Source organism: Enterobacter cloacae complex sp. 385G4, from assembly GCF_057320665.1.
In genome coordinates this window covers 17,875-43,658 of the sequence record NZ_JBXWDD010000006.1, presented here as the reverse complement: position 1 = coordinate 43,658, position 25,784 = coordinate 17,875, and the positions used below count along the sequence as shown (strand labels likewise).

24 protein-coding genes are annotated in these 25,784 nt (G+C 57.7%); 5 read left to right on the top strand and 19 right to left on the bottom strand.

Annotation, left to right across the window (positions count from 1 at the left end):
- Positions 1–50: 50 nt before the first annotated feature.
- Together frsA and gpt are read right to left on the bottom strand one after the other, a co-directional pair.
- The gene (gene frsA / locus AC2FAJ_RS16060; RefSeq protein WP_485454312.1) at positions 51–1,295 is read right to left on the bottom strand and encodes an esterase FrsA; all 1,245 of its coding nucleotides are present in this window, start codon (positions 1,293–1,295) and stop codon (positions 51–53) included.
- Positions 1,296–1,399: 104 nt separating this feature from the next.
- Positions 1,400–1,858 (bottom strand): xanthine phosphoribosyltransferase, encoded by a 459-nt coding sequence (gene gpt / locus AC2FAJ_RS16055; protein ID WP_003863205.1) that lies wholly within the window; start codon positions 1,856–1,858, stop codon positions 1,400–1,402.
- A 260-nt stretch (positions 1,859–2,118) separates the two neighbouring features.
- On the opposite strand from gpt, the gene pepD reads away from it, so the two are divergent.
- Complete coding sequence (pepD, locus tag AC2FAJ_RS16050) at positions 2,119–3,576, top strand: cytosol nonspecific dipeptidase (protein WP_045630671.1); 1,458 nt, start codon at positions 2,119–2,121, stop codon at positions 3,574–3,576.
- Positions 3,577–3,631: 55 nt separating this feature from the next.
- Here the strand turns inward: pepD and dinB are convergent, their stop codons facing one another.
- Positions 3,632–4,690, bottom strand: coding sequence for a DNA polymerase IV (gene dinB, locus AC2FAJ_RS16045; RefSeq protein ID WP_041911133.1), 1,059 nt, complete (start codon positions 4,688–4,690; stop codon positions 3,632–3,634).
- A gap of 158 nt (positions 4,691–4,848) precedes the next feature.
- Here dinB and AC2FAJ_RS16040 point away from each other — a divergent pair, with 158 nt between their 5' ends.
- On the top strand, positions 4,849–5,712 hold the full coding sequence (locus AC2FAJ_RS16040) for a glycerophosphodiester phosphodiesterase family protein (RefSeq protein WP_188245851.1): 864 nt from the start codon (positions 4,849–4,851) through the stop codon (positions 5,710–5,712).
- Between the two features lie 30 nt (positions 5,713–5,742).
- Here the strand turns inward: AC2FAJ_RS16040 and nqrM are convergent, their stop codons facing one another.
- Genes nqrM through AC2FAJ_RS16005 form a run of 7 tightly spaced genes read right to left on the bottom strand, consistent with a single transcriptional unit; the run spans position 5,743 to position 11,782 of the window.
- Complete coding sequence (gene nqrM, locus AC2FAJ_RS16035; protein ID WP_041911135.1) at positions 5,743–5,943, bottom strand: (Na+)-NQR maturation NqrM; 201 nt, start codon at positions 5,941–5,943, stop codon at positions 5,743–5,745.
- Positions 5,944–5,945: 2 nt separating this feature from the next.
- Positions 5,946–7,169 carry an NADH:ubiquinone reductase (Na(+)-transporting) subunit F gene (gene nqrF / locus AC2FAJ_RS16030; RefSeq protein WP_041911136.1) on the bottom strand — a complete coding sequence of 408 codons (1,224 nt, stop codon included), beginning with the start codon at positions 7,167–7,169 and terminating at the stop codon, positions 5,946–5,948.
- A gap of 10 nt (positions 7,170–7,179) precedes the next feature.
- Positions 7,180–7,776, bottom strand: a complete 597-nt coding sequence (gene nqrE / locus AC2FAJ_RS16025; RefSeq protein ID WP_003863217.1) for an NADH:ubiquinone reductase (Na(+)-transporting) subunit E — start codon at positions 7,774–7,776, stop codon at positions 7,180–7,182.
- Between the two features lie 6 nt (positions 7,777–7,782).
- Positions 7,783–8,421 (bottom strand): NADH:ubiquinone reductase (Na(+)-transporting) subunit D, encoded by a 639-nt coding sequence (locus tag AC2FAJ_RS16020; RefSeq protein ID WP_028012078.1) that lies wholly within the window; start codon positions 8,419–8,421, stop codon positions 7,783–7,785.
- Complete coding sequence (locus AC2FAJ_RS16015; RefSeq protein ID WP_041911137.1) at positions 8,414–9,208, bottom strand: Na(+)-translocating NADH-quinone reductase subunit C; 795 nt, start codon at positions 9,206–9,208, stop codon at positions 8,414–8,416. Before AC2FAJ_RS16015 ends, AC2FAJ_RS16020 begins: the two co-directional genes overlap by 8 nt.
- Positions 9,201–10,436 carry an NADH:ubiquinone reductase (Na(+)-transporting) subunit B gene (locus tag AC2FAJ_RS16010; RefSeq protein WP_028012076.1) on the bottom strand — a complete coding sequence of 412 codons (1,236 nt, stop codon included), beginning with the start codon at positions 10,434–10,436 and terminating at the stop codon, positions 9,201–9,203. Before AC2FAJ_RS16010 ends, AC2FAJ_RS16015 begins: the two co-directional genes overlap by 8 nt.
- A gap of 2 nt (positions 10,437–10,438) precedes the next feature.
- The gene (locus AC2FAJ_RS16005; protein ID WP_041911139.1) at positions 10,439–11,782 is read right to left on the bottom strand and encodes a Na(+)-translocating NADH-quinone reductase subunit A; all 1,344 of its coding nucleotides are present in this window, start codon (positions 11,780–11,782) and stop codon (positions 10,439–10,441) included.
- A 298-nt stretch (positions 11,783–12,080) separates the two neighbouring features.
- Here AC2FAJ_RS16005 and dpaA point away from each other — a divergent pair, with 298 nt between their 5' ends.
- Positions 12,081–12,821, top strand: a complete 741-nt coding sequence (gene dpaA, locus AC2FAJ_RS16000; protein ID WP_041911140.1) for a peptidoglycan meso-diaminopimelic acid protein amidase — start codon at positions 12,081–12,083, stop codon at positions 12,819–12,821.
- Here dpaA and AC2FAJ_RS15995 read toward each other — a convergent pair.
- Both AC2FAJ_RS15995 and lpcA read right to left on the bottom strand, forming a co-directional pair.
- A complete protein-coding gene (locus AC2FAJ_RS15995) occupies positions 12,792–13,559 on the bottom strand; it encodes a class II glutamine amidotransferase (RefSeq protein WP_028012073.1) in 768 nt (255 codons plus the stop codon). The two genes, dpaA and AC2FAJ_RS15995, sit on opposite strands and share 30 nt — an antisense overlap.
- A gap of 169 nt (positions 13,560–13,728) precedes the next feature.
- Positions 13,729–14,307, bottom strand: a complete 579-nt coding sequence (lpcA, locus tag AC2FAJ_RS15990; protein ID WP_003863232.1) for a D-sedoheptulose 7-phosphate isomerase — start codon at positions 14,305–14,307, stop codon at positions 13,729–13,731.
- Positions 14,308–14,546: 239 nt separating this feature from the next.
- Between lpcA and fadE the strand changes: the two genes are divergently transcribed.
- Both fadE and AC2FAJ_RS15980 read left to right on the top strand, forming a co-directional pair.
- Positions 14,547–16,991 carry an acyl-CoA dehydrogenase FadE gene (fadE, locus tag AC2FAJ_RS15985; RefSeq protein WP_028012072.1) on the top strand — a complete coding sequence of 815 codons (2,445 nt, stop codon included), beginning with the start codon at positions 14,547–14,549 and terminating at the stop codon, positions 16,989–16,991.
- A 108-nt stretch (positions 16,992–17,099) separates the two neighbouring features.
- Entirely contained in the window at positions 17,100–17,870 is a 771-nt protein-coding gene (locus AC2FAJ_RS15980; RefSeq protein WP_041911141.1) for an amidohydrolase, read from the top strand.
- A 56-nt stretch (positions 17,871–17,926) separates the two neighbouring features.
- Here AC2FAJ_RS15980 and AC2FAJ_RS15975 read toward each other — a convergent pair whose 3' ends face one another.
- Genes AC2FAJ_RS15975 through AC2FAJ_RS15945 form a run of 7 tightly spaced genes read right to left on the bottom strand, consistent with a single transcriptional unit; the run spans position 17,927 to position 25,701 of the window.
- Positions 17,927–19,528, bottom strand: coding sequence for a gamma-glutamyltransferase family protein (locus AC2FAJ_RS15975; RefSeq protein WP_047367565.1), 1,602 nt, complete (start codon positions 19,526–19,528; stop codon positions 17,927–17,929).
- Positions 19,529–19,537: 9 nt separating this feature from the next.
- Positions 19,538–20,413, bottom strand: coding sequence for an ABC transporter permease (locus AC2FAJ_RS15970; RefSeq protein ID WP_485454311.1), 876 nt, complete (start codon positions 20,411–20,413; stop codon positions 19,538–19,540).
- A gap of 2 nt (positions 20,414–20,415) precedes the next feature.
- Positions 20,416–21,357, bottom strand: a complete 942-nt coding sequence (locus AC2FAJ_RS15965) for an ABC transporter permease (RefSeq protein ID WP_041911144.1) — start codon at positions 21,355–21,357, stop codon at positions 20,416–20,418.
- A gap of 18 nt (positions 21,358–21,375) precedes the next feature.
- Positions 21,376–22,890 carry an ABC transporter substrate-binding protein gene (locus AC2FAJ_RS15960; RefSeq protein ID WP_051486140.1) on the bottom strand — a complete coding sequence of 505 codons (1,515 nt, stop codon included), beginning with the start codon at positions 22,888–22,890 and terminating at the stop codon, positions 21,376–21,378.
- Positions 22,891–22,892: 2 nt separating this feature from the next.
- Entirely contained in the window at positions 22,893–23,975 is a 1,083-nt protein-coding gene (locus AC2FAJ_RS15955; RefSeq protein ID WP_041911145.1) for an ABC transporter ATP-binding protein, read from the bottom strand.
- Positions 23,972–24,985 (bottom strand): ABC transporter ATP-binding protein, encoded by a 1,014-nt coding sequence (locus AC2FAJ_RS15950; RefSeq protein ID WP_041911146.1) that lies wholly within the window; start codon positions 24,983–24,985, stop codon positions 23,972–23,974. The genes AC2FAJ_RS15955 and AC2FAJ_RS15950 overlap by 4 nt, the downstream gene beginning before the upstream one ends.
- On the bottom strand, positions 24,982–25,701 hold the full coding sequence (locus AC2FAJ_RS15945) for a FadR/GntR family transcriptional regulator (RefSeq protein WP_041911147.1): 720 nt from the start codon (positions 25,699–25,701) through the stop codon (positions 24,982–24,984). The genes AC2FAJ_RS15950 and AC2FAJ_RS15945 overlap by 4 nt, the downstream gene beginning before the upstream one ends.
- Between the last annotated feature and the right edge of the window lie 83 nt (positions 25,702–25,784).

The following is a 25,784-nucleotide window of genomic DNA, read 5'->3' as shown; positions in this document are numbered from 1 at the left end:
TCCTTTTGTGAAGCCACTGTTTTACCAAACCAGCGAAATTTAGCAATCTATTAACACACTCTCTGGGCGATCCAGCGCGTGATCTCTTTCAAGGCTTTGTCAAAATTCTGATACACCGGGCTGAACGGCACCTCAAGCAATTTGCCATCCGCAGATGACGAAGTGATTAAGCGTGACTCTTCCTCCGGGCTGAACGGATCGTTTTTCCAGAAACCGGACAGCATCGGCGTCGGGCAGCGGCGTCCCAGCAACCCTTGCGTTTTTAACGAGTAGCGATTGAGCTCAACGCGCAGCGCTTCGTCTGAGGCATCATGCATGCCAAGGCGACTGGCAAGGACGTCCAGATACATCTCCGGCACGCTGCCCTGACGGGCAGGATCGCTGAGCAGGGCGTGAACCACCGGGCCCAGGCAGGCGACGGCCTTAAGACGTGAAGATTCAAGGTAAGCCAGACGCACCGCAACGTTGGCACCAAAACGGAAGCCGAACGCCGCGACGCGGGTGTGGTCAACCCACGGAACATTTTCCAGCGCTTTAAGCGCATGCTGGTGCAGCAGGCTCGAATCCTGCGTTAACTTCCACTTCGATGAGAATCCAATAGAAGGCATATCGAGCGTCAGCATCGCGATCCCTTTTGGTGCGAAGTAGCGCTCATACAGGCTGTAATAGTCGATTTGCAGGGAATCCAGCCCGCCGCACATTAGCACGGTCGGGAACGGGCCGTCGCCTTCAGGCATGTGGAGGAACCCGGTGACGGGCGCACCGTCCGGAACGGCGAACTCAAGCTCGCGCATCTGACCCGGCAGACGTTGAGCAGCTTCCTCATAGGCACGATTCGCCAGCGCCTGAGCCTGCTCGGCCAGCTCATCCCCTTTCAAATGCGGATAGGCGGCGATGGCGTAGAGGTTGGCCGCATGCAGCCAGTGCTTGCCGCTGCGCGTGGCATCCTCTTCCTGGCTGGCTTTTTGCTGCCAGAGCATCGCCTGTTTAGACCATTCGTAGATCCAGTTCCCGCCCCGGTAGCCAACCACCGTGTCGTAGAGCTCGCTGTCGGTACGCTCCGACTCGCTCATTACGATACGCGCCTGCACGTCGAGGATTTCACGGGGATCGATACCGCGCCAGATCCACATCAGGCGGTTAATCATGCGATACCAGTGGGGCACGTTTTTACCGTCTAACGCAGACTGGACGGCAGGCATGGTTCCCGGATTAAACCGACGGACCAGCGTCGACGTTTCAGGGTGTTTGAAACGGGGTTTGAAAAGCGTCTCGGTGAGATTTGCCTGCGTCATTGCGTTGCCTCCATGGATACGTCATATAGTGCCCATTGTAACGCGTGGCGGGATAAAAAGAACAACGCCCGGCATAGCCGGGCGTGTAAAGTTACGTACTGAAATTAACGGCCTGAAATAGGCGGTACGAAGACCACGCCCATATCCCACGGCTGTTCAATCCAGGTATCCTGTGGGATATCAATGACGTAATCGTCAACCAGTGGGCGACCCGCTGGCTTAGCGAAGATCGTCACGAAGTGCGCTTTCGGGTACATTTCGCGAATAGCGACCGCAGTACCGCCGGTGTCAACCAGATCGTCGATAACGATGAAGCCTTCACCGTCGCCTTCAGCGCGTTTCAGCACTTTCAGCTCACGCTGGTTATCATGGTCATAGCTGGAGATGCAGACGGTATCGACATGACGAATACCCAGCTCACGTGCCAGCAGCGCCCCCGGTACCAGACCGCCACGGCTGACGGCAATAATGCCTTTCCACTGTTCGGAAGGCATCAGACGCGCAGCCAGTTTGCGTGCGTGAATCTGCAACATGTCCCAGGTGACGACGTATTTTTCGCTCATGTGAAGTGTCCCAGCCTGTTTTTATACGGCTTAAAAAGTGTTCGAGGGGGAAATAGGTTGCGCGAGATTATAGAGATCTGGCGCACTAAAAACCAGTGTTTAGCGCTCCCTGCCTGAGTTTTTACATGCTTTATGCTACCAGCCAGCAGAGAAAGTGGTATTCTCAGTTGCATCTCGCAAGCCTGTCTTGTGGTAACTATTAACCTGCTAACCCTGTGGCCTGCAACCCTGTTTGCAGCGCCTCGACAAGGAGACTTATCGTGTCTGAACTGTCTCAATTATCTCCGCAGCCGCTGTGGGATATTTTTGCCAAAATTTGCTCCATTCCACACCCTTCCTACCATGAAGAACAGCTTGCCGAACATATTATGGGTTGGGCGAAGGAAAAAGGTCTGCACGCAGAGCGCGACCAGGTTGGCAACATTCTGATCCGCAAACCGGCTACCGCAGGCATGGAAAACCGTAAACCGGTTGTACTGCAGGCGCACCTGGACATGGTGCCACAGAAAAACAACGACACCGTTCACGACTTCACTAAAGACCCAATCCAGCCGTACATCGACGGCGACTGGGTAAAAGCGCGCGGCACCACCCTGGGCGCGGACAACGGCATCGGTATGGCCTCTGCGCTGGCGGTGCTGGCTGACGACAGCGTTGAACACGGTCCGCTGGAAGTGCTGCTGACCATGACCGAAGAAGCGGGCATGGACGGCGCGTTCGGTCTGCAGGCGAACTGGCTGCAGGCAGATATCCTGATCAACACCGACTCCGAAGAAGAAGGTGAGATCTACATGGGCTGCGCGGGCGGGATTGATTTCATCTCCACCCTGCCGCTGTCACGCGAAGCGATTCCTGCGGGCTTCCAGACCTTCAAGCTGACGCTGAAAGGGCTGAAAGGCGGTCACTCCGGCGGTGATATTCACCTGGGCCTGGGTAATGCCAACAAACTGCTGGCACGCTTCCTGGCGGGCCACGCGGCCGAGCTGGACCTGCGTCTGGTGGACTTCAACGGCGGCACCCTGCGCAACGCGATCCCACGCGAAGCCTTTGCCACCGTGGCGGTGCCAGCGGCGAAAGCGGACGAGCTGAAAAAACTCTCCAGCGTCTACCTGGATATCCTGAAAAACGAACTGTCGGCGAAAGAGAAGAACCTGACCGTGGTGCTGGAATCCGTGTCTACGGATAAAGCCGCCCTGACCGCGCAGTCTCGCGACAGCTTCGTTCAGTTGCTGAACGCGACGCCAAACGGCGTGATTCGCAACTCTGACGTGGCGAAAGGCGTGGTGGAAACCTCTCTGAACGTGGGCGTGGTGACCATGAGCGACGACAGCGCGGAAATTATCTGCCTGATCCGCTCCCTGATCGACAGCGGTAAAGAGTATGTAGTAAGCATGCTGGAATCTCTGGGTGCGCTGGCGGGCGCGAAAACCTCCGCCAAAGGCAGCTACCCTGGCTGGCAGCCGGATGCAAGCTCTCCGGTGATGGCGCTGGTGCGTGAAACTTATCAGCGTCTGTTCAACAGCACCCCGAACATCCAGGTGATCCACGCGGGTCTGGAATGTGGTCTGTTTAAGAAGCCGTATCCGGACATGGACATGGTTTCCATCGGGCCAACCATTACCGGTCCACACTCGCCGGATGAGCAGGTTCATATTGAAAGCGTCGGCCATTACTGGACGCTGTTGACGGAACTGCTGAAGGCGATCCCTGCGAAGTAATTTCTCGTCTGTTGCCCGGCGGCGCTACGCTTGCCGGGCCTACGATGAGTGTAATCTACAATCCCAAAACCAGCTGACGCTCCAGCTGCGGATCCAGCAGCGTGACGTGCAGTCCCACCAGCCTCACCCCTCGTCCGCCTCGTCGTTCTTCCCACGCCTTTTTCGCCGTTGCGATAAGATCTTCTTTGTTCAGGCGCGGCCAGACGTGCTCCTGCGTCGTCTGCTGAAAGTCGTTAAATTTCAGCTTGATGCCCTGTCGGGCAATCAGTAAATCAGGCTTTACTTTGATCAGGCGTCGTTCCAGCTCCGGATAGAGCTGTTCCGTAATAATGGTTTCGCATTCCGACCAGTCATGGATGTCTTCGCTCAGCGTGCGCTCAACCCCGACCGATTTACGAAGCCGTTCGTTGTTTACATCGCGGTCGTCAATGCCCTGACTGCGCTCCCACAGCACGCGGCCAAACTTCCCAAAGCGCTTGAGCAGCATAGCCAGGTCGCTTCGCTGCACGTCTTCGCAGGTGCGTAACCCCATACTTTCCAGCTTCGCGGCGGAGACTTTGCCTACGCCGGGGATTTTGCCAAGCGGCAGCGTTTTTAAAAACGCCGGGACCTCTTCAGGGGTGATGACGTACTGACCGTTGGGTTTATTTAAATCGGAAGCAATTTTGGCGAGAAATTTTACCGGCGCGACGCCTGCCGACGCGGTGAGATTCAGCTCGTTGAAAATGGTCTGGCGGATCTCCTGCGCCATCAGGGTAGCGGAGCCGTGACAGTGCAGGCTGTCGGTGACGTCCAGATAGGCTTCGTCCAGCGAAAGCGGTTCAATCAGTGAGGTGTAGCGGGAGAAGATTTCGCGTATATGGTTTGAGGCTTCTTTATAGGCGTCAAAGCGCCCGGGCAAAAGAGTAAGGTGCGGACACAGTTTCAGCGCCATCGCCGTCGGCATGGCGCTGCGCACGCCAAATTTGCGTGCAGGATAGTTGGCGGTGCTGATCACACCGCGCTGAACGCGGCTGCCGCCAATGGCGATGGGAATATCCCGCAGCGCCGGGTTGTCACGCATCTCCACTGCGGCAAAAAAGCAGTCCATATCGACATGGATTATTTTGCGCATCGGTCATACCACACATGTATTTATATACAGTATAACAAAAGGCAAAAAATGCGTCAGCTATTTTCCTTACTCACGGTTGTCATATAAACGTGTTACAAACATTCGTAATAAAACCTTTATATACATACATTTAGAAAATCAATGGAGCGTAATTATTCATGAAGAAAATTCTCTCGATTTCGTTACTGTTTCTGGCGAGTGCTGCATCTGCTAGCCCTGCGATCGTTGCCCACCGGGGCGGGACTGCGGATGCACCTGAAAATACCCTGCCAGCCATTAAGCTCGCCCTCGAAAACAAAACAGATATCGTCTGGATAACCGTGCAGCTCAGTCGGGATGGCGTACCGGTTCTCTATCGACCTGCCGATCTGAAAGCGTTAACCAATCTGCAGGGAAAGGTGTCACAGTATACCGCTGAAGAACTGGCAAAAGCGGATGCCAGCGTGAAGTGGAAAGATAAGGGCCTGCCGGAAAGCCTGCTTAATTCCCCGATACCGACGCTGAAGTCGGTGCTGAGCGCCTGGCCAGATACGCGTTTTTTCATTGACATCAAATCGCCGGATGCCGATCCGGCGACCATGGGCAACGCGCTGCTTAACGTATTGAAAGAGACCAACAGCCTGAATCGCGTTCGCGTTTATTCAACCGAAGATCGCTATATGGAAGCATTGCCTGTCGAAATCCCCCGCTTTGTCACGCGCAGCGAAACCCGAACGCGTCTGGCCACGATTTCGTTGAGCCATGAATGTCTGCCTCCTTCACAAAAAATGGACGATTACTGGTATGGGCTTGAGTTAAACCGAAAAGTAGAAGTGGTCGAGAAATTCACCTTAGGCGAAGGTGTCTCTCCTGCAACATTAACTTGGGACAAAGAGGCCGTTGACTGCTTCCGCTCTCAGGGCAATGCCCATCTGATTTTTATCGGCGTGAACTCTGAAGAGGATTACCAGAAGGCGAAAACACTGGGTGCCGAAGGGGTTCTTGTAGACTCACCAGCCAAAGCCAAAAGCTGGGCAAAATAAATGATAAAGGCCGCACGAAGCGGCCTTTTCCTAGATGATCCTCTGCTGGTCCCGTGCCATGCGCTTTTTACGCGCATCGCACGGTTCGGGGCAGTCGCACACCTTTTCCATTCCGATGGAAGAGATACCTCCACAGCTGCCCTGAATGCTTTTACGCTTGATGATCCAGCCTAAAGACATACCGAACACCACCAGCAAAAATACCGCAAAGGTTGCCAGAAAGGTCAACATAATCAGCCTCCGAAATCATCAAGGAGGATGTTTTCATCTTCCACGCCGAGATCTTTGAGCATCTTAATCACGGCGGCGTTCATCATTGGCGGACCACACATATAGAACTCGCAGTCTTCCGGAGCCGGGTGCTGTTTGAGGTAGTTTTCATACAGCACGTTGTGAATGAAGCCCGTATAGCCCGTCCAGTTATCTTCCGGCTGCGGATCGGAGAGCGCCACGTGGAAGGTAAAGTTCGGATTCTCACGCGCCAGCTGTTCAAATTCATCGTCGTAGAACATTTCGCGCAGCGAGCGCGCACCGTACCAGAAGCTGATTTTACGCTTGCTGCCGAGACGCTTGAGCTGATCAAAGATGTGCGAGCGCATAGGGGCCATACCCGCACCGCCGCCGATAAAGACCATTTCGGCGTCGGTATCTTTAGCAAAAAACTCGCCAAACGGACCGGAGATCGTCACTTTGTCGCCTGGCTTAAGGGACCAGATATACGACGACATCACGCCAGGCGGCGCGTCAGGCACGTTTGGCGGCGGCGTGGCGATACGCACGTTGAGCATGATAATGCCCTTCTCTTCCGGGTAGTTAGCCATGGAATAGGCGCGCAGCGCGGGCTCTTTTACCTCGGAAACAAAGCGGAAGAGATTAAATTTATCCCAGTCGGCCCGGTACTCATCGGGCACGTCGAAGTCCGCATACGCCACGGTGTACGCCGGACACTCAATCTGGATATACCCGCCTGCACGGAACGGGACGCTCTCCCCTTCAGGGACACGTAGCTTAAGCTCTTTAATGAACGTGGCTTTGTTATCGTTCGAGATAACCTCGCACTCCCATTTTTTCACGCCGAAGATCTCTTCCGGCAGCTCAATCTTCATGTTCTGGCGCACCGCGACCTGACACGCCAGACGGCAACCCTCTTTCGCTTCACGCTTCGTGATATGCGACAGTTCAGTAGGCAGAATATCACCGCCCCCCTCTTTCACCGTCACACGGCACTGCCCGCATGAGCCGCCTCCACCGCAGGCTGACGAGACAAAAATCCCGTTGCCCGAGAGCGTATTAAGCAATTTGTCCCCTGCCGGAGTGCGGATCTGGTTCTGCGGATCGTCATTGATATCAATGATCACATCCCCGGAATTAACCAGCTTTGCGCGCGCCGCCAGAATCAGCCCTGACAGCACCAGTACTATCAGCGTGAACATCACCACGCCAAGAATAATTTCCATCTGTTAGCCCTTATAGCTGCACACCGGAGAAGGACATAAAGCCCAACGCCATCAGGCCGGTGGTGATAAAGGTGATCCCTAAGCCACGCAGCCCAGCGGGCACGTTGGCATATTTCATTTTTTCACGGATCCCCGCCATGGTGACAATCGCCAGCATCCAGCCGATACCGGAACCGAAGCCGTACACCACCGATTCACTGAAGTTGTAATCGCGCTGAACCATAAACGAGACGCCACCGAAGATGGCGCAGTTCACCGCGATCAACGGCAGGAAGATCCCCAGCGCGTTGTACAGCGACGGGAAATACTTATCGAGGATCATCTCCAGGATTTGTACCAGCGCCGCAATCACCCCGATGAAGGTGATGAAGTTCAGGAAGCTAAGATCTACGCCTTCCACCAGCGCGCCGTCCCGCAGCACGAAGTTGAACACCAGGTTGTTAATCGGAACCGAAAGCCCCAGCACAACGGTGACCGCCACGCCCAGGCCAAATGCCGTCGAGACCTTTTTAGAGACGGCAAGGAACGTACACATGCCCAGGAAGAAGGCGAGCGCCATGTTTTCAACAAACACCGCGCGCACAAATAAACTCAGGTAATGAGCCATTGTCGGTTACTCCTTTTCCTGCTGCTCAGGCTTCAGCGTACGAATCAGCCAGATCAGCAAACCGATAATGAAAAATGCGCTTGGGGCCAGCAGGAACAGGCCGTTCGGCAGATACCAGCCGCCGTTCTGTACCGTATCCAGCACCTGAACGCCAAACAGCTTGCCGCTGCCAATCAGCTCGCGCAGGAAACCGACCGTCAGGAGGATCACGCCGTAGCCCAGGCCGTTGCCGATACCGTCCATAAAGCTCGCCAGCGGCGGCATTTTCATGGCGTAGGCTTCAGCGCGCCCCATCACGATGCAGTTGGTGATAATCAGGCCGACAAACACCGAAAGCTGCTTCGAGGTTTCGTAGGCGAAAGCGCGCAGCAGCTGATCGACCACGATCACCAGCGAGGCGATGATCGCCATCTGCACGATGATCCTCACGCTGTTGGGGATGTGGTGGCGGATCATCGAGATAAACATGCTGGAAAACGCGGTCACCAGCGTTACCGCCAGCGTCATCACCACCGCCGTTTCCAGCTTGGTCGTTACCGCCAGAGCCGAGCACACACCCAGCACCTGCAGGGTTATCGGGTTATTGGCTAAAAGTGGGCCAATCAGCACCTTTTTAACTTCTTTCAGTTCACCCGTATCAGCCATTGTTCAGCGCTCCTTCACGTACGTTCTTCAGGAAGGGACCAAAGCCCAGTTCACCCATCCAGAAATCAAAACTGTGCTGCACCCCGTTAGAGGTGAGTGTGGCGCCGGAAAGACCGTCCACGGCAAATTCATCCCCAGGACGCGCGCCTCCTTTCACCACCTTCAGCGCAGGCTGACCGTTATCATTGAGCACTTTTTTACCGATAAACTGCGCACGCCAGTTAGGATTTTCCACTTCGCCACCCAGCCCCGGCGTTTCGCCCTGATCGTAATAAGTAATACCTTTGACCGTGCGGCCATCGGTATCCAGTGCCACAAACGCATACATCATTGACCATAAGCCGTTGCCGTAGATGGGCAACACGATTTCCTGTATGCGCTTCTGCTCGTCACGAACGAGGTAAATCTCCGCCACATTGCTGCGGCGCTTAATGCCAGCCGGATCCTGCGAGGCGTCAAGCACGGTGCTCATCTGCGGATCCTTTAATGCCAGCGCCTGGTTATATTTCGCCGGGTCTTTATCCATCAGCTCGCCGGTTTTTAAATCCACCAGCCGTGCGGTAATGCGTTCAGCAAACACGGCAGCGACGTCGTCCTTCGTCATGCCTTCCTGCATCAGCCCGGCAACGGCCAGGATGTTACGCTGTTTATCCAGCGCGCGCTGTTCCTGCTGCAGCGGTTTCAACCCTACGGCGGAACCGGCAACCACGATGGAACAGACCAGACACAGTACCAAAACCACCAGCAGCGTTTTGCTGATGCTGTCGTTATTTTTAACCTCAGCCACGCGCCTTCCTCCGCTTAATGTTGGCGCGCACGACCAGGTAGTCGAACAGCGGCGCAAACAGGTTGGCAAACAGAATGGCCAACATCATCCCTTCCGGATAGGCCGGGTTGACCACGCGAATCAGTACACACATCACGCCAATGAGCGCGCCGTAACACCATTTCCCCCTGTCGGTAAAGGAAGCCGAGACGGGATCGGTGGCCATGAACATCATGCCAAACGCAAAACCTCCCAGCACCAGGTGCCAGTACCACGGCATGGAGAACATCGGGTTCGTGTCTGAACCAATGAGGTTGAACAGCGTGGCGGTAAGCACCATGCCGAGCATAACGCCCGCGACGATGCGCCAGGAGGCCACGCGGCCAAAGAGGATGATGGCCCCGCCGATCAAAATCATCAGGGTAGATACTTCGCCAATGGAGCCCGGAATGTTGCCAAGAAACGCGTCGAACCAGGTTACGGGCTGGCCGGTAGCATTGTTGACCAGCGTTTCACCGCCGCCTGCCGCCCACTGTGAAAGTGGCGTCGCGCCGGAGAATCCGTCTGCTGCCGTCCACACCAGGTCGCCCGAAATCTGCGCGGGGTAAGCAAAGAACAGGAACGCACGCCCCGCCAGCGCCGGGTTGAGGAAGTTACGACCGGTGCCGCCGAAAATCTCTTTGGCAATCACCACGCCAAAGCTGATCCCCATCGCCGCCTGCCAGAGCGGCAGAGTCGGCGGAACAATCAGCGCAAACAGAATGGAGGTAACAAAGAAGCCTTCGTTGATCTCGTGTTTGCGGATGATGGCGAACAGCACTTCCCAGAAGCCGCCCACGATAAAGACGGTCATGTAGATCGGCAGGAAGAAGACGGCCCCCAGCGTCATCATGCTGACCCAGCCTGCATCAGCCGCAAAGCTGACGCCCAGTGACTGCGCCAGACGATAGTGCCAGTCAGACTGGATCACCTGCGCCAGCTGCTGAGCGTCGTACATATGATGCAGCGCCGGAATGGTTTGCAGACCAACGTTGTACATGCCCCAGAACATGGCCGGGAAAACCGCAAACCACACCAGGATCATCATGCGTTTCAGGTCGATGGCATCGCGAACGTGCGCTGCACCTTTCGTCACCAGACCCGGAGTGTAGAAAATAGTCGTCGTCGCTTCATACAGCGGGTAGTACTTCTTCAGTTTACCCTCGGTAAAATGCGGCTCAATTTTTTCGAAGAGGTGTTTTAAGCCCATGGTTATCCTTCCTGCTCAATGCGGGTTAACACCTCGCGCAATACGGGTCCATATTCGTATTTACCCGGACACACATAGGTACAGAGCGCCAGATCTTCTTCATCCAGTTCCAGGCAACCGAGCGCCTGCGCGCCGTCGGTATCGCCTGCCAGAAGATCGCGCAGCAGCACGGTAGGCAGAATATCCAGCGGCATTACACGTTCGTAGTTGCCAATCGGAACCATCGCGCGCTCGCCGCCGTTTGTGCTGGTAGAGAAGTTAAAGAGCTTATGACGCAGAAAGTGGCCAAGCGTGGTGCGGGTGACGGAGTATTTTTCTGCGCCAGGCAGAACCCAGCCGAACAGCTCTTTCTCACGCCCTTCAAGAACGACGCTCACCTGAAGATGGAAACGTCCCAGGTACGCGTGCGCATTGACAGCGCGGCGGCCGCTGAGTACCGAACCGGAAATGAGGCGGTTTTCACCCTCTTTCTGTTCCCCTGCCAGCAGTTCATTAATGTCTGCTCCCAGAAGCGTCTTAACCAGACGCGGGTTTGCGGCCTGCGGCCCGCCGATAGCGATAATCCGTTCAGCGCAGAGTTCACCCCTAGTAAAGAGTTTACCGATGGCAATGACATCCTGATAATTAAGGTGCCAGACCTGTTTTTTAAGGCTTACCGGCTCAAGGAAGTGGATATGGGTCCCGACCAGACCCGCCGGATGCGGGCCGGAAAATTCATTAAACGTAACCTGCCCCTGCGGATGGCCGCCAAGCTTGCCGCCGCTGGCCTGGCAAACGTGCACTTTTCCGGGCGTCAGGCGAGTCAGAACGGTCAGCCCGGCATCAAAGGCTTTACGCTGCGCCAAAATAATAGGCTGCGGGTCTGCGCTGAGCGGGTTGGTGTCGATGGCCGTCACGAAAATGGCAGCCGGGGCGGTATCAGGGACAGGTGATTTGCTGAAAGGACGCGTACGCAGCGCCGTCCACAGGCCGGACGCGAGCAGCTGAGCCTGCACATCTTCGCGGCTAAGCGTCGCGAGGTCTGCCGCATCATAACGAGCAAACTCACGCTGTTCATCGCCTTCAATGCGAATTACCACCGACTGCAGCACGCGACGCTCGCCGCGGTTGATCGCTACCACGGTGCCGCTGGCGGGGGCCGTGAACATGACGCCAGGATTTTTTTTGTCTTCAAAGAGCGCCTGCCCTTTGATCACGCGATCGCCCTCCTGCACCAGCATTGAAGGACGCATTCCCAGATAATCGTCACCTAAAATTGCGACATGACGGACGCTTGCGCCACACGAGACGTGCTGCTCAGGCACGCCTGCAATCGGCAAATTAAGTCCTTTTTTTATTTTAAACATGTGGTTAGCAGGTTTCCATAAACAACAATCCAGTGGGCGCAAAGTGTAACATTTTCCCCTTCTCTCGGGCAGGGGATCCACCGTCGGGCGCGCCAAAATGCGAGCTATTACGCAAAGTTCCTGGAGCCAGCACGTTTTTGATGGTTTATAAAGTAAAACTAATTTGTAAACTCACCGCCCGGCTCTTGCGAAAATCTATAGCGGTGCTAATGTGAGCGCACCTAACAGAATAATCTGATTTCGGGTCTCTTTTGCCGTCCTGGCAAGTTAGTCCAGGTTTTATCAAGGAATTTGTAGTATGCGTAAAATCGCATTGTTCATTGCGATGCTTCTGATTCCGTGCATGTCGTTTGCCGGGCTGCTCAGCAGCAACAGCTCCACCACGCCGATCAGCAAAGAATATAAACAGCAGTTAATGGGATCCCCGGTTTATATTCAGATCTTCAAGGAAGAGCGCACGCTCGATCTGTTTGTAAAAATGGGCGAAACATATCAGCTGCTTGATAGCTACAAAATTTGTAACTATTCCGGCGGGCTGGGCCCGAAACAGCGTCAGGGCGATTTCAAAAGCCCGGAAGGTTTTTACAACGTTCAGCGTAACCAGTTAAAACCGGATAGCCGCTTCTATAAAGCCATCAACATCGGTTTCCCGAACGCCTATGACCGTGCTCACGGTTATGAAGGGAAATACCTGATGATCCACGGTGCCTGCGTGTCTGTCGGCTGCTACGCGATGACCGACTCCGGCATTGATGAGATTTTCCAGTTCGTAACCGGCGCACTGGTCTTTGGGCAGCCTAACGTTCAGGTCAGTATCTATCCGTTCCGCATGACCGATGCCAATATGGCGCGCCATAAGTACTCTTACTACGCCGATTTCTGGAAACAGCTGAAGCCGGGTTATGACTACTTTGAGCAGACCCACAAGCCGCCGGTAGTCTCTATCGTCGATGGCCGTTACGTGGTCAGCAAACCGCTGAGCCACGAAGTCGTCCACCCGCAGCTGGCGTCAAATTACACGGTCCCCGAGACAAAATAGCACCCACTCGCCTGGCATAATCTTTTGCCAGGTTTCGTTGCCCGTCAGCGGCTGCGTTGCAATAACGGTGACCACATCGTTCGGTGTGGTCTCTTTCTGAAAATCTATCTCCACATCCTGATCGAGCAGCGTAGCGACGCCAAACGGCGCACGGCGCGTGATCCAGAAGAGATTCGTCGAGCAGAACGCCATCACGTAGCGTCCGTCAGACAACAGCATGTTAAACACGCCTTTTTCACGCAATTCGGCTGCCAGCGTCGCGATGTATTTGAATACGGCGGCCATATTGCCGGGCGTGCGCGGATAACGTTCCGTCAGCTTATGCAGCAGCCAGCAGAAGGCCTTCTCGCTGTCCGTTTCGCCCACCGGGCGGAAGTTGCCCGTTTCCAGAGATTTATAGCCCGTAAGCTGCCCGTTGTGCGCGTAGGTCCAGTTACGGCCCCACAGCTCGCGGGTAAAGGGATGGGTATTTTCCAGCGCAACTTCGCCGCGGTTTGCCTGGCGAATATGCGCGATCACCGAACAGGATTTAATGGGATAGTCCTGCACCAGTTTGGCAATCGGTGAGTTAAAACTGGGCTGTGGATCTTTGAACGTGCGACACCCTTTGCCTTCGTAGAAGGTGATGCCCCAGCCGTCTTTATGCGGCCCGGTTCCCCCACCGCGCTGAACCAGCCCGGTGAAGCTAAAGCAGATATCGGTTGGCACATTGGCGCTCATCCCGAGCAGTTCGCACATACAACACCTCCACAACAGCGGGGGGCAGCCCCCTCGTCTTTCAAGCTGCACTTTTGTTGGCTGCCTTCGCTCACCCCAGTCACTTACTTATGTAAGCTCCTGGGGATTCACTCAGTTGCCGCCGCAGTGCAACTCGAAATCCATTGGGGATATGCCCCCCAGCGAAGTCTTACTTAACCATCTCTTTTTCGATCAGCTGGATCAGGATGTGGATCACTTTGATGTGAATTTCCTGAACGCGATCAGCATAGCCGAAGTGCGGAACGCGAATTTCGATATCCGCCGTACCGTCCATCTTACCGCCATCTTTCCCGGTCAGGGTGATGACCTTCATCCCTTTTTCACGCGCGGCGGCGATCGCTTTGATCACGTTCGCGGAGTTACCGGAGGTAGAGATACCCAGCAGCACGTCGCCTTCACGGCCTACTGCCTCAACGTAGCGGGAAAAGATGTGGTCGTAACCGAAGTCGTTGCCTACGCAGGAGATGTGGCTCACGTCGGAAATCGCAATCGCCGGGTAGCCCGGACGGTTTTCGCGATAGCGTCCGGTCAGCTCTTCGGCGAAGTGCATGGCGTCACAGTGGGAACCGCCGTTACCGCAGGAGAGCACTTTGCCACCGGCCTTAAAACTGTCGGCCAGCAGGACCGCCGCGCGCTGAATAGCGTGAATATTGGCATCATCTTTCAGAAAGTTCGCCAGCGTTTCCGCCGCTTCGTTCAGTTCGTTACGAATAAGATCCTGGTACATGAGGATAATCCTTCAGTATTGATGAAATAACACAGTGGAGTGTACCGGATAGCGGGAAAAGCGAGAAGCTAAAGCCATGCGAATCGTCCGGCGTTTTGATTTTTTGTGCCGGCGAAAACGCGAACAATGTGAACCAGGTTGTAATTATTTTGTAAACACATTGCTAAAGGAATTCACATCAACTACAACCATATCATCACAAGTGGTCAGACCTCCTACAAGCAAGGGAGCTTTTCTTTATGATGATTTTGAGCATTCTCGCAACCGTTGTACTGCTCGGTGTGTTGTTTTATCACCGCGTCAGTTTATTCCTGAGCAGCCTGATTCTTCTGGCCTGGACGGCTGCGCTTGGCGTCGCAGGTCTCTGGAATATCTGGATTTTGGTCCCTCTTGCCATCATTCTGCTGCCGTTTAACCTGGCCCCGATGCGTAAGTCAATGATCTCCGCGCCAGTATTTAAAGGCTTCCGCAAAGTGATGCCGCCGATGTCGCGCACCGAGAAAGAAGCGATTGATGCGGGCACCACCTGGTGGGAAGGCGACCTGTTCCAGGGTAACCCGGACTGGAAAAAGCTGCACAACTATCCGCAGCCGCGCCTGACCGCCGAAGAACAGGCCTTTATTGACGGCCCGGTGGAAGAAGCGTGCCGCATGGCGAACGACTTTGCTATCACCCACGAAATGGCCGACCTGCCGCCGGAGCTGTGGGCGTACCTGAAAGAGCATCGCTTCTTCGCGATGATCATTAAGAAAGAGTACGGCGGTCTTGAGTTCTCCGCTTACGCGCAGGCTCGCGTGCTGCAAAAGCTGGCGGGCGTTTCCGGGATCCTGGCGATTACCGTCGGCGTACCGAACTCCTTAGGCCCGGGCGAACTGCTGCAGCATTACGGTACGGAAGAGCAGAAAGATCACTATCTGCCGCGACTGGCGCGCGGTCAGGAAATCCCGTGCTTCGCGCTGACCAGCCCGGAAGCAGGCTCCGATGCAGGCGCAATCCCGGATACCGGCGTGGTCTGTATGGGCGAGTGGCAGGGCCAGCAGGTGCTGGGCATGCGCCTGACCTGGAACAAACGCTATATCACCCTGGCGCCTATCGCCACCGTGCTGGGCCTGGCCTTTAAGCTCTCCGACCCGGAAAAACTGCTGGGCGGTGAAGAGGATCTGGGCATTACCTGCGCGCTGATCCCAACCTCGACGCCGGGCGTTGAAATTGGCCGTCGTCACTTCCCGCTGAACGTGCCGTTCCAGAACGGCCCGACCCGCGGCCAGGATATCTTCGTGCCGATTGACTACATCATCGGCGGCCCGAAAATGGCCGGTCAGGGCTGGCGCATGCTGGTGGAATGTCTGTCGGTGGGTCGCGGTATTACCCTGCCGTCGAACTCAACCGGTGGCCTGAAGTCCGTCGCGATGGGAATTGGCGCTTATGCCCACATTCGCCGTCAGTTCAAAATCTCCATTGGCAAGATGGAAGGTATCGAAGAGCCGCTGGCGCGCATCGCGGGCAACGCCTACGTGATGGACGCCGCTGCATCCCTGATTACCTATGGCATCATGCTGGGCGAAAAACCGGCCGTGCTGTCCGCGATTGTGAAGTACCACTGTACCCACCGCGCGCAGCAGTCGATCATTGACGCGATGGATATCGCGGGCGGTAAAGGTATTATGCTCGGCGAAGGCAACTTCCTGGCGCGCGGCTATCAGGGCGCACCGATTGCCATCACCGTGGAAGGGGCCAACATCCTGACCCGCAGCATGATGATCTTCGGCCAGGGTGCGATTCGCTGCCATCCGTACGTGCTGGAAGAGATGGCCGCTGCGCAGAATAACGACGTGGACGCCTTCGACAAGCTGCTGTTCAAACATATCGGTCACGTGGGCAGTAACAAGGTGCGGAGCTTCTGGCTAGGCCTGACGCGCGGCCTGACCAGCGCGACGCCAACCGGCGATGCGACCAAACGTTACTACCAGCATCTGAACCGTCTGAGCGCCAACCTGGCTCTGCTGTCTGATGTTTCCATGGCGGTGCTGGGCGGTAGCCTGAAGCGTCGCGAGCGTATCTCCGCCCGTCTGGGCGACGTGCTGAGCCAGATCTTCCTGGCCTCTGCGGTGCTGAAACGCTACGACGACGAAGGCCGTCAGGAAGCGGATCTGCCGCTGGTGCACTGGGGCGTGCAGGATGCGATGTATCAGGCGGAACAGGCGATTGACGACCTGCTGGCGAACTTCCCGAACCGCTTCGTGGCTGGCGCTCTGCGCGTAGTGATCTTCCCGACCGGACGTCATCATCTGGCGCCGTCCGACAAGCTGGACCACAAAGTGGCGAAGATCCTGCAGGTTCCGAGCGCCACCCGCTCCCGCATTGGCCGCGGTCAGTATCTGGCACCAACGCCGCATAACCCGGTGGGCCTGCTGGAAGAGGCGCTGCTGGACGTGATGGCCGCCGACCCGATTCACCAGAAAATCTGCAAACAGCTGGGTAAAAACCTGCCGTTTACCCGTCTGGACGAACTGGCGAAACAGGCGCTGGCCGGTGGCATTATCAATAACGACGAAGCTGCGCTGCTGGTGAAAGCCGAAGAGAGCCGTCTGCGCAGTATTAACGTGGATGATTTCGAACCGGAAGAGCTGGCGACGCAGCCGGTAAAGCTGCCGGAGAAGCACCGCAAACCTGAAGCGGCATAACCCGCTTCGCTCTGACAAACCCCGCCCGGTGCGGGGTTTTTTATTGCCACATTTTCTCGTAATGACGTGCTACAGTGTCAAAAAGGGGTCGTTTGAGGAGTCTGTATCGTGCCTGGTTTGAAGATTTCGATTTTGCAGCAGCCTTTAGTGTGGATGGATGGCCCTGCCAACCTGCGCCACTTTGATCGTCAACTGGAAGAGATTACCGGGCGAGATGTGATTGTCCTGCCGGAGATGTTTACCACCGGCTTCGCGATGGAAGCGGCGAAACAGTCGATGCCCCAGGAAGAGGTGGTCGCCTGGATGCATGCCAAAGCGCAGCAAACCAACGCGCTGATCGCCGGGAGCGCCGCACTGCAGACGGAACGCGGCCCGGTGAACCGCTTCCTGCTGGTTGAGCCGGAAGGAAAGGTGCATTTTTACGATAAACGCCACCTGTTCCGCATGGCCGATGAACATCATCATTATGAAGCCGGTAACGAACGCGTGGTGTTCGAGTGGCGCGGCTGGCGCATCCTGCCGCTGGTCTGCTACGACCTGCGCTTCCCGGTATGGTCGCGCAACCGCAACGATTACGACCTGGCGCTGTACGTCGCCAACTGGCCCGCGCCGCGCTCGCTGCACTGGCAGGCGCTGCTGGTGGCTCGCGCGATTGAGAACCAGGCGTACGTGGTGGGCTGTAACCGCGTGGGGACGGACGGCAACGGCCACCACTATCGCGGCGACAGCCGGGTGGTGAACCCGCAGGGCGAGATCATCGCCACCGCCGAGCCGCATCAGGCGACGCGCATTGATGCGGAGCTGTCGTTGACGGCGCTGAAGGAGTATCGGGAGAAGTTTCCGGCCTGGCAGGATGCGGATCCGTTTAGCATTGGGTGAAAAAATGCCGGGTGGCGGCTACGCCTTACCCGGCCTACCAATGTTGCTCGCTTCTTTTAACTCACTAACGCCTGCCCGTCCTTGCGGCTTTCCGTCGCGGCCACGTAGTGCCCTTCCGGCATACGATAGATCACCTGCGCACCGCCGAAGTTGTAATCCTGGAGCGGATCTTCCACCACGATCTGATGCCCGCGCTCGCGCAGCGCGGCAATGGTGTTGCGATCGAACGTCGATTCAACAATCACTTCCCTGCCCTGCACCACGCGCCAGCGCGGCGCGTCGATGGCCGCCTGCGGGTTTTGCCCGTGCAGCATAATGCGCAGCGCCATCTGCATATGCCCCTGCGCCTGCATCGGGCCGCCCATCACGCCGAAGGACATCAGCGGCTGGCCGTTGCCGTCCATCGCAAAGCCCGGAATGATGGTGTGGAAAGGACGCTTGCTGCCCGCCAGCGCGTTCGGGTGTTTGGGATCGAGCACAAAGCCGCAGCCGCGGTTTTGCAGGCTGATTCCGGTATCCGGCACCACAATGCCTGAACCGAAGCCCATAAAGTTGGACTGGATAAACGAAACCATCATCCCGCTGGCGTCCGCGGTGCTGATGTAGACCGTGCCGCTCTGCGTCGGTGAACCGTACACAAAGTCAGAGGCGTTATCGCGATCGATAAGCGCCGCACGCGACTTCAGATAGTGGTCGCTCAGCAGCTCTTTTGCTGCGAACTCCATATGTTCTTCATCCGCCACGTAGCGGTCGAGATCCGCCAGCGCCAGCTTCATGGCTTCAATGGATAAGTGCAGAGACTGCACGGAGTCCGGATGATGTTTCTCAATGCCGCACTGCTCCAGAATACCGAGTGCAATCAGCGTGGCGATCCCCTGCCCGTTTGGCGGCAGCTCCTGTACCGAGCCGCCCGCGAAGTCGCGCGACAGCAGGTCAACCCAGTCCACGCGATGGTTTGCCAGATCTTCCGCTGACAGGTGCGCGCCGTGCTCCTGGGCGAAGGCGGCGATTTTCTGCGCCAGCTCACCACGGTAAAAGGCTTCACCGTTGGTTTTGGCAATCAGCTCCAGCGAATGAGCCTGCGCTGGATTACGGAAGATCTCCCCCACGCGCGGGGCGCGGCCTTCCGGCGCGAAGCAGGCGCTAAAGCCAGGCTGATCTTTCAGCTTGTTATAGCCGCGCTGCCAGAGATGACCAATCAGCGGCGAGACCGGGAAGCCGTTGCGCGCGTAGTCAATCGCAGGCTGCGCCAGCGTGGTCAGCGGCAGCGTGCCGAAGCGTTCCGCCAGGGCCACCCAGCCCGACACCGCACCCGGCACCGTCACCGCGTCCCAGCCGATTTCCGGCACTGCGCTTTTACCGGCAAACAGATCCGCATGCCAGCTGGCCGGCGAGCGCCCGGACGCGTTCAGGCCGTGAAGTTTTTCACCGTCCCAGACGATGGCAAAGGCGTCGCTGCCGATGCCGTTGCCGGTCGGCTCAACAACGGTCAGCGCCATGGCGGTGGCAATGGCCGCATCGACGGCATTACCACCCAGCTGCAGCATTTTCATTCCCGCCTGCGCCGCCAGCGGCTGCGAAGTGGCAACGGCGTTGTGGCCCATCATCGGCGGGCGGCGTGAAGCGTAACCGGATGTAAAATCAAGCGCTTTGGTCATCATGACTCCTTAGTCGTGGCGCGGATCGAGCGCATCGCGCAGCCCGTCGCCAAGTAAATTAAAGCCCTGCACGGCAAGGAAAATCGCCACGCCGGGGAAAACGGACATCCACGGTGCCTGCTCAAGGAAACCTTTCGCGGTATTGAGCATGGCCCCCCAGGACGGATTGGGCGGCTGCTGCCCCAGCCCTAAAAACGACAGGCTGGCTTCGGCAATAATCGCCGAGGCAATGGCCAGCGTGGCCTGAACCAGGATCGGCGACATCACGTTTGGCAGAACGTATTTGATGATGATCCAGCGATCCGGCAGGCCAATCGCCCGCGCGCCGTCGATGTACTCTTCGTTGCGAATGGCGATCACCTGCCCGCGCGTCAGGCGAGCGAAGATCGGCATCGCCGAAAGACCGATGGCGATCATCGCGTTGGTCAGGCTCGGGCCTAAAAATGCCCCCAGCGCGATCGCCATGATCAGGAACGGACAGGCCAGCAGCGCCTCGATAAAGCGCGAGATGACGCCGTCCCACATCTTCTGGAAGTAGCCCGCCACCAGCCCCAGCGGCACGCCGATGACCACCGCGATAACCACCGACATACAGCCCGCCATCAGCGAGGTTCGCGCTCCCCAGATAATGCGGGACAAAATGTCGCGCCCCAGCTCGTCGGTGCCGAACCAGTACATCGCTGACGGCGCTTTGCGCACCGCGAGGAAGTTGGCTTTAACCGGGTCAAACGGGGCGATCCACGGCGCCAGCAGCGCCACCAGCACAAAGAAACCCACCACAAGCGCGCCAATCACCGCGCTTTTATTGCCGAGGAATTTCTTCAGCACCCGGTTCTGCGCGCGCGGCAGCGCGGGGGCTACGGTTTGCGTCGTCAGTTCCGCCATCGTTAACCTCGCATTTTCGGGTTGATAAGGACGTAAAGCACGTCGGCCAGCAGGTTGAGCAGCAGGAAGCCGATCGCCACGATCAGCACCACGCCCTGCACCACCGCGTAGTCACGGTTGAACACCGAGTCGACGATCATCTTGCCAAAGCCCGGAATGGTGAACACCTGCTCGGTCAGCACCGCGCCGCCCAGCAGCTCGCCGAACAGCAGCGTGGTGAGGGTGATCACCGGCACCAGCGCGTTGCGAAACGCGTGCTTTAGAATGACCGCCTTCGGCAGCAGCCCCTTGGCGCGTGCGGTACGGATATAATCCGCTTTCAGCACCGCAATCATCGACGCGCGGGTATGGCGCATCAGCGTCGCCGCCAGCCCGGTTCCGAGCACGGACGCGGGCAGCAGCAGCGTGCGCAGGTTCTGAAGCGGATCTTCACTGAACGGCACGTAGCCGGACGCGGGCAGCCACTGCAGGTTCACCGAGAAGACCAGAATCAGCAGGATCCCCAGCCAGAAGTGGGGAATAGAGATCCCTGAGATCGCCACGAAGTTCGCCCCGTGATCGACCCAGCTGTTTTTGTTCACCGCCGCAAGGATCCCCATGCTGATGCCAAACACCAGCGCAATAATCATCGCCAGCAGCGACAGCTCCAGCGTAACCGGCAGCTTGCTGGCGATAAGCTCGGTCACCGGCTCGTGCGTGCGCAAGGAGACGCCCAGATCGCCCTGCAGCGCCCGCGTCAGCCAGTGGAAATACTGAACCGGGATCGGTGCATCCAGGTTCAGCTCCGCGCGCAGCTGGGCGATCACCGCCGGATCGCGTTCCTCACCGGCCATCGCAATCAGCGGGTCGCCGGGCAGCAGCTTTTGCAGCCCGAACACCATCATGCTCACCAGCAACAGCGTCGGGACGGCCAGCAGCAGACGTTTGCAAATCATTTCCAGCATGGGTTCTCCTCAGGACGTTTATTTCGCCAGCGTCAAACCGGCCAGACGCACGATGCCGTCCGGGTAAGGCTTAAAGCCCTGCACGCTTTTGTTCAGGCCAAAAATGCGCGGTTCGAAGTAGAGGTAGGCAATCGGCATGTCGGTTTGCAGCTGCTTCACCACCTTGTCATACAGCGGCTGGCGTGCGGCCTGGTCGGTGCTCTGGCGCGCCTGCGTCAGCCACTCATCGACCTGCGCGTTGCTGTAACGGCCATCGTTAAGCGTGCCGTTGCTGTGGATAAAGCCGTAGATGCTGCCGTCCGGATCCGGGCGACCCGACCAGCCGGAGAAGCTCAGCTGATAATCACCGCTCTGCTGGCGATCCAGCAGCGTGGCAAATTCGGTCATCTGCAGGTTCAGCGTGAAGCCGGCCTCGGCGACCATCGCCTGCAATACCTGACCCACCTGCTGCGAGGTTGGGTTGTTCGGCACCAGCAGGTTGACGGTCAGCGGCGCGGTGACGCCTGCCGCTTTGAGCAGCGCTTTGGCTTTTTCAACGTCGCGCGGCGGAACCGGCAGATTCACGTGATACGGGCTCACCGTCGAAAACGCCTGGTTTGCCGGGGTGTAGAGGCCTTCGAAGACCACCTGGTTTAACGCATCGCGGTCGATGGCCTGAGAAAACGCCTCGCGCACGCGGGCATCTTTGAACGGATCGTTCGCCGGGACCTTACCGTTGTTAATATTGAAGGTGATCCCCTGATAGCCCAGGCCGGTGACCTTCGCCAGCGCCAGCTTGCTGTCGGCTTCGACGGTTTTGACGTCGCTGGCGGCGATGCCTTCGGTCAGATCAAGATCGCCCGCGCGCAGGTTCGCCAGACGCACGGAGGCATCCGGGATCGGCAGATAGATAATTTTGTCGAAGTGGTAGGCGCCTTCGTTCCAGTAGTTGTCGAAGCGGGTCAGAACGATGCGGTCCTGCGAGACGCGGCTGTCGAACTTGTACGGGCCGGAACAGACCGGATGGGCGGCAAAGTCAGGCTTTTTCGCGGCCTCGGGTGCCATCATCGCGCCCGCGCGGTCGGTAAGCTGCATCAGCAGCGCGGCGTCCGGCGTTTTAAGGTGCAGCGCTATCTGCATCGGGCCGGTGACCTCTACCGATTCCACGGAGGAGATCTCGCTTTTCCGCAGGGAGCCTTTGAGGGTCAGGGCGCGGTCGAGGTTGTATTTCGCGGCGGCGGCATCGAATTTCTCTCCGTCATGGAAGGTCACGCCTTCGCGCAGATCCATGGTCAGCGTTTTGCCGTCGGCGCTCCAGGCCCACGATTTCGCGAGACCTGGCACGACCTTCAGATGCTCGTCGACGTCCACCAGCCTGTCGCACAGGGAGGCAAACACGAAGCGGCCATAGTAGGTGCGCGCCAGGTGCGGGTCGAGCATGTCCGGGTCTGCTCCCAGGCCGATTCGCAGCACGCTTTCAGAATGGGCGGGCAGCGCCGCGCCAAGCAATATAACACTTCCCAGTACGGTCAAAAGAGAATTACGCATTGTCATTATCATGAGTTCCTTGAAGGAAGGGAGGAGTGAGTGGCCGCGTGTTCAAACAGCGCGCGGCGGCGCAGAAAGGCTGCGGATGGCGGTGCGATCTGGATAACGCTGCGATCGCGGTTAATTTCCTGCCAGCGGTGGCAGGCAACCTGACGCCCGCCGTCGAGCACCTGATTAATCGGCTCGACCTGGCGGCATTCGTCGGTGACGTACGGGCAGCGGGTGTGGAAGCGACAGCCCGACGGCGGGTTAGCCGGGTTCGGCAGATCCCCCTGCAGCAGCGGCGCGTCGCGCTCAATACCCGGCTGCATCTGCGGCGCCGAGGCGATCAGCGCCTGGGTGTAAGGGTGCAGCGGTGCGTCAAAGATCTCGTCGACGGTGGCAAGCTCAACGATCTGCCCAAGGTACATCACCGCCACGCGGTCGCTCATGTGGCGGATCACCGCCAGACCGTGGGCGACGATCACCATCGTCAGCCCCAGCTGGTGCTTCAGGCTCTCCAGCAGATTTACCACCTGCGCCTGCACCGACACATCCAGCGCGGAAACCGGCTCGTCGCCCAGCAGCAGCTTTGGCCCCGAAGCCAGCGCGCGCGCAATGCCGATACGCTGGCGCTGCCCGCCGGAAAACTCGTGCGGATAGCGCCCGGCCCAGGCGGCAGGCAGGCCAACGGTCTTGAGCAGCTCCGCGACGCGGTACTGACGATCCGCTTTCTTCATGTTCTGGTGCAGCCACAGCGGCTCACCGACGATCTGCTCCACCGTCATGCGCGGATTCAGCGAGGCAAAAGGATCCTGAAAAATAATCTGCAGTTCGCGCCGGAGCTGATTAAGGCGCGCGCCAGTCGCGTGAGTGATCTCCTCGCCCTGATAAAACACGCGCCCTTCGCTGGCTGCCAGAAGGCGCAGCAGCAAGCGGCCCAGCGTGGATTTCCCGGAGCCAGATTCGCCTACGATAGCGAGCGTTTCCCCTGGCATAACGGAAAGGGAAACGCGATCAACAGCGGTGACAAAACGCGCCGGAGTAAACAGTTTTTTCGTGCCAGGGAACATCTTGCTGAGGTCGCGAGCTTCAAGAATGGGCGTGGTCATGCGGTCTCTCCCAGGGCGATGTGGTGTTCGAGCGGCACGCGGAAGCAGGCAACCTGATGGCCCGCGCCGAGCGTGGTGAGCTGAGGTTTTTCATCATGGCAGCGAGACTGCGCAAACGGACAGCGCGTCGCAAAACGGCAGCCTTTGGGCATGGATTCCGGCAGCGGAACCGATCCGGGAATGGTAGAGAGCTGGCCCTTGCGTGCGCCAAGGGAGGGGATCGAGCCCATCAGACCGATGGTGTACGGGTGCTGCGGGTCAGCGAATATTGCCTCAACGCTTCCCTGCTCTACCACCTGTCCGGCATACATCACCGCCACCTGCTGCGCCACTTCAGCCACCACGCCCAAATCGTGAGTGATCATCAGCACCGCCGTGCCGGTTTCTTCTTTTAAGGTGTTGAGCAAGGCGAGGATTTGCGCCTGGATGGTGACGTCGAGCGCAGTGGTGGGTTCGTCGGCAATCAGCAGTTTAGGGTGGTTGATCAGGGCCATGGCAATCATCACGCGCTGGCGCATGCCGCCGGAAAGCTGGTGCGGATACGCCTTGAGGCGCATCTCTGCCGCCGGGATCTGCACCTTTTCAAGGATCTGCAGCGCGACCTTCATCGCCTCCGGGCGCGTAACGTTCTGGTGACGCATGACCGCTTCACTGAGCTGATCGCCTAACGTGAAGGCCGGATTGAGCGAGGTCATCGGCTCCTGGAAAATCATCGCCAACTCGCTGCCGCGCAGGTCGGCATATTCCCGCGGCGAAAGCTTGCGCAGGTCGTGGCGGCGAAACTGCATCTCGCCGCTGACAATCTGCGCGCTGGCGGGCAGTAAACCCATTAGCGCCAGTGAGGTGATACTTTTCCCGCAGCCGGACTCCCCCACCAGCGCCAGCGTTTCGCCCGCTTTGACCGTCAGGGAAATGCCGTCCAGGACGCTGACCGGCGAGCCGGAAAACTTAACGTTGAGATTATTCAGCCGGAGTACAGGCGTGGAGTCCTTAAACGGGATCGTCGTCATAGCGTGAAATCGTCCTCAAGGTGGATCGCCTGAATCAGGGCGTTTTGCAGGCTGAGCAGGTGTTCGCGCATGGCGGCCGCTGCTTCATTAGGCTGGCGATGGATAATCGCGGACATGATCTTGTGATGGTGGTCGTTGTAGCTGTCGACACGTTCGGGCGTGCGGGCTAATTCACGCAGATGCTGCCAGCCGGGTTCGCGCCGCACGGCGTCAATGGCGTCAAACAGGCCGAGCATCAGGCGATTGTCCGCCGCCTCGGCAATGGCGCGGTGAAAGGCGCTATCCCAGAGTTCATTGAGATCGCGGTCATCCGGGCTGACCTTGTCGATGCGTTCCAGCATGCGCTGCATGAGCGCGAGGTTTTCCCTGGTGGCACGCAGTGCCGCAAGCCGGGCTAAGCCAGGTTCGATCTGTATACGAGCTTCCATCACTTCCAGCAGATTGGTCTGCTGAACCAATCCCTGAAGGGCCAGCGGTTCAACAGGGGCAGCCGGACCAATAAAGGTGCCTTTGCCCTGTTTACGCCAGATCCGCCCTTCTTCTTCCAGCACGTCCAGCGCGCGACGCACTTCGCGTCGTCCTACGCCGAGTGTTTCCGATAGCTCACGTTCCGTGGGCAGCGGAGTGCCTGGTGTTGACTCATGCTGGTTGATTAGCCCGCGCAGTTGCTCAAGCGCGGTGCTGGAATTGGCCAGAAACCGTGACGGTTTTTCCATATTGGTTCGCTCACTATCATCGTTATTTTCTTTTTATGAACGATAAGTTATTGATATGGCGTGCTACTTATCGTGCTAATGAT